The organism is Evansella tamaricis, assembly GCF_019042215.1.
Taxonomy (GTDB): domain Bacteria; phylum Bacillota; class Bacilli; order Bacillales; family Salisediminibacteriaceae; genus Evansella; species Evansella tamaricis.
Window position 1 is genome coordinate 1 of sequence record NZ_JAHQCS010000130.1, and the last position, 4207, is coordinate 4207.

Consider the following 4207-nt stretch of genomic DNA (forward strand, 5'->3'; position numbering starts at 1 on the left):
AATACAAAGCGAAATGGTATGGTAAAACAATCGTGAAAATAAGCAGATGGTTTCCGTCTAGTCAAATATGTTCCGATTGTGGACATCAAGATGGCAAGAAATCTCTTGAAATAAGGGATTGGACTTGTCCTGTTTGCAACGAACATCACGATAGAGATATAAATGCCAGCAAAAATATCCTAGCCGAAGGTTTAAGAACCTTAGTTTTGGCTTAAACAAAAAAATAGAACCGTAGGAATCTACGGGGATAGCTTGGTCAATAAGAGAAACCTCTGTTGGCAAAGAAATACGCTAACAAGTACGCTCTATTCCCAAGAATCTCCCACTTCTAACAACCCGAAAGGGTGTTAAGTGGTGAGTAGTTCAACCTTTTATTAACTCCTGACATTTCTATGGTTGGATATATGAGAAATAATAAAACAGGAGCTGCTTTGTATAATTTATTTCATACCTACTGTTTACCAGCAATCATGATAATTTCTGGTGTTCTATTCACTAGTTCCCCGCTGTTAATGGCAGGATTAATCTGGACAGCTCACATTGGAATGGACAGAATGCTTGGATACGGCTTAAAGTATCCATCTCATTTTAAAGATACGCACCTTAACCTGGTTTAGTTTGAGGTGGTGCCTGCCCCCTGATGCAGTGAAGTATTACTGAGCTGGGGGGCAGCTAGGCACCGTTTTCTACTTTTAAAGGTAGGCTTTCTAATAAAACAATTGATTTTATTTGTAAGAGTTTGGTGGACTAAGCGTGATGGGGAAGATCGAGAGTCATGTATCCGACTATTCCTATTTACTAATTATGTGGCTTACGACAACTGTTTTGAAGAAGAATAGGAACATCAATGGAAGGTAAACAAAATTCCTCTTAGTCTATCATATTTTGATGATTGACAATACTCGTTCATTAGAATATAAAGGAAGTAATTACTATTAAAAAACACAAATTTGGAAATTCAAACGTACTAACGGAGGTTGTCTACCTGTTCAAATCCTTTGTTTTTAGACATCTTCGTTGAAATTTGGATGATGAGAGCGAGACTAATTCCAGTTGCAGTTGGACTATTACTTATTCTTGGAACGATTGTTTTTTTTACTAGGGACGGTAGCGGTAGCAGGAAATTTAGAGTCTCTGATCTCAACAACCGGGCAGTCATTACAGTACTAGGGTTTATATGGGGAGGATTTATTCCATTTAGGAGGAATTCTATGTGAACGATAAAAAACGAAGCTTAATGATTTTTTCTCCAATTTTAGTTGTTGGTTTAGGATTTTTGACAGCAACCATTGCTGTGCGGTTAATCAATGAATGGGCATGGGTACCACTAGCCATTATTTATTGGAGTACGATGGCATTTCTAATCTATCGTCATAAAGGAACTACTTTTACAAGTTGGCTGCAAAAGCCAAAGGGGCATAAAGGCTGGATTCTTTTAGCCTTTTCCGTCTCTCTCCTTCCTCTGCCTGCATTCATATTTGGATGGCATACATTAGATTCAGGATTAATCATCTCCCTTTGGATACTTACTTTTCTTATTAATCCACCTCTGGAGGAGGGCTACTGGCGTGGGGTTATGATGGAAATAACCCAGCATTGGCCTGCTTGGCTAAGTATCATCTATACATCTGTCTTTTTTACAGCAAGCCACCCACTGATGTGGGGAGTGTTTTCCATTGCAAATCAGAGTCCTGTCACCTGGGCTGCCGTATTTCTAATGGGTTTGGCATGGGGTACATATTTTTATAAGACAAAAAGTTTACGTTGGGTGATTGTTGCTCACATTATAGTGGATATTTTAAACCTTTGTGTTCCAGTGTTTTTAAATAAGTTTACGGGGATGTAGAGACTGTTCATTCATATGTTTTAGCTAGATGGAACCTCTATTAAGCTTACCCACTGCAAGTACAACTATATGGAGAGAGGGTAATGATGAGAAAATGTCCAAAATGCAACCATTCATTTAGTTGGTACATGGTTTTAAAATCCTTTTGGATTAACGAAATGTATTGTGAAAACTGTGATGCGAAAGTAACTATAACACCTTTATCTCGTATACTTGTAATTCTATCAACAATGGCACTATTCTATACATTTTCATTGTTTTTAACTCCGTTTGATAATTTTACTATTTCAATTATTGTTGGTCTATTTGTTACTTTGATCTGGATATTCATCACAACATTTTTTATTAAATATAAAACCATTAAAACAGAAAAAGTTTGAAGATAAATAACAAAAATACACAAGACTAAGAAAAGTAGAAGACACTGTTTGAGGTGCCAACACCCGGTACGGTGCTGTATCACCGTACTAGGGGACAGGCACTCATTTTCTTAGTCTTCCTTAGCTGGTTGATAAAAAGTTTTAACTTCCACACCCAACGTTAGTTCTTCCGTAACGATGACTTCTTTATCCTCATCGCTGTCATAATCAAGAGATTTTATTTTTCCACCAAGGGAAGCGAGGGGACGGTTCGTCTGCTTCTTATTAACAATTATTACAATTAGGAAGCATTGGAACTGTCCCTGTGCTTCCCTAGTAATCTTTAATCATTTTGCGTATTCATAGTGATTATCTTATTTGCTGTCATTTTCTCAAACCTGTGCATATAGTGTCCAGCCAACGAGAGGGCTATCAATATTATATAAAACATAGGTGATTAATAGCAATTTTGGACTAAAGTACTTTAATTTCCTTGTACAAATTAATAAATGGTAACCAAGGCCTGTAAGCGCACTTTCAGACCTTGGTTGCATTTTGATTGAAGATAAGAAAACGAATTAGCACGTTTTAATTGAGTTATTTTGTGATTGTAAAAACTAGTGATTTACTATCAAAACCATTTAGGAAAATAATTGTATCCCCATATTAGCTAATACAGCGATGACAAACCCTGTCACACCCACACTAATACCACTATATAGCCATAATTGTACTCTATTAAATTTCAAAGCTTTCGCTATAATTCCTATAACCCAAACACCCGTAACTGGAGTAAGAACTACTATGAAGAAAGCACCGTACTTCTCCAATCGTGTTCGCCATTTTCCTTTCAAAGACTTCTCACTGAATTTTTTCATAAACTTAAATTTCATTAACCAATCATAAAAAAAGTCAATTAGTGGGATAACCATCCAATTCCCAAGGGATGCCCAAAGAAAAGCATCAAACCAATTAAGTCCAACTGATAATCCTACAGGAACGGCAAGATATATTTCAAAATGTGGGAAAAAACCTGCAAACCATGTTGTGGCTGCTAAACTAATATATTTTAATATCTCCATCAAGCATTAGCTCCTTTCGATTTTACATTAAAATAAACTACTCTCTTCATGCTAATACAATTTGATTTAAGAAAAATATCTAGCTTTCTTTCTGTTTGTGGTTAATGTACAATAAATTCATTACTGAACACTTTGTTCAGTTTAATTGTAAATGATTGATCATTTAACAGTAAATCATCAAACTTAATAAAAAGTACGTTATGGAACGAAAGACAAAAATTGTCCGAAATGAGGGAGTAAAATGAAAGGTAATGAATTGGACAGAAGAGTATTGAAAACCCGCCAAGCTATCAATGAGGCACTATTTTCACTAATGGAGGAAAAAAGATACAATAAAATTACTATTCAAGATATTATTGATCGGGCGAATGTAGGGAGATCCACCTTTTATTCCCACTTCGCAACCAAGGATGAACTGCTGTTTAGCAGTGTGGAGGATGAACTGGAAATACTTAATCAATATATAAAGAGCTATATTGAATATGATGGGGAGAAACCTAGAGTGAATTCAGTAATGGAGCTCTTTGAACATATACAGGAAGACAGTAAGATTGTTAAAGGTTTATTCAAAACAGAGAGTGCTGACTTCTTTTTTGAAAAAGTTGAGATTTACTGGAATCATAGATTAGAGGAATACCTTCAGTCGAAGTTACCTTTAGGAAAAAATCCTAAAGTCCCTATAAAAATCTTAACAAACCATATTTCTAGTACCTTAATCAACTTATTAAAGTGGTGGGTAAACAATAATATGTCCTATACTCCTTCCCAAATGGATCAGTATTTTAGAGACTTAATAAACCCATGTATTGATTCGGTTTTTTATAACGATTCTACGAAGAGTTGATATATAGAGGCATATGAAAAGCATGAGAAATGGGAAGGTGCGAATGAGGTGCCTGACCCCCGGCACGGTGCTGTAT

General features: G+C 35.9%; 5 protein-coding genes and 1 pseudogene. 5 read left to right on the forward strand and 1 reads right to left on the reverse strand.

Annotated features, from left to right (window positions below; all coding sequences use genetic code 11):
* The 4 genes and pseudogenes from KS419_RS16000 to KS419_RS25655 all read left to right on the forward strand — a co-directional run.
* Positions 1 to 215 (forward strand): zinc ribbon domain-containing protein (locus KS419_RS16000; RefSeq protein WP_217065473.1); only part of this gene is annotated, 215 nt, incomplete at its 5' end.
* A gap of 162 nt (positions 216 to 377) precedes the next feature.
* Positions 378 to 617: pseudogene (locus KS419_RS16005) on the forward strand (DUF4260 domain-containing protein); the annotation flags it as partial.
* A 596-nt stretch (positions 618 to 1213) separates the two neighbouring features.
* Entirely contained in the window at positions 1214 to 1846 is a 633-nt protein-coding gene (locus tag KS419_RS16010) for a CPBP family intramembrane glutamic endopeptidase (RefSeq protein WP_217067400.1), read from the forward strand.
* Between the two features lie 86 nt (positions 1847 to 1932).
* Positions 1933 to 2226, forward strand: coding sequence for a TIGR04104 family putative zinc finger protein (locus KS419_RS25655; RefSeq protein ID WP_425514163.1), 294 nt, complete (start codon positions 1933 to 1935; stop codon positions 2224 to 2226).
* 620 nt (positions 2227 to 2846) lie between these two features.
* Here KS419_RS25655 and KS419_RS16020 read toward each other — a convergent pair.
* Positions 2847 to 3287 carry a small multi-drug export protein gene (locus tag KS419_RS16020; RefSeq protein WP_217065580.1) on the reverse strand — a complete coding sequence of 147 codons (441 nt, stop codon included), beginning with the start codon at positions 3285 to 3287 and terminating at the stop codon, positions 2847 to 2849.
* Positions 3288 to 3528: 241 nt separating this feature from the next.
* Here KS419_RS16020 and KS419_RS16025 point away from each other — a divergent pair, with 241 nt between their 5' ends.
* Complete coding sequence (locus KS419_RS16025; protein ID WP_217065579.1) at positions 3529 to 4131, forward strand: TetR/AcrR family transcriptional regulator; 603 nt, start codon at positions 3529 to 3531, stop codon at positions 4129 to 4131.
* Positions 4132 to 4207: the final 76 nt, after the last annotated feature.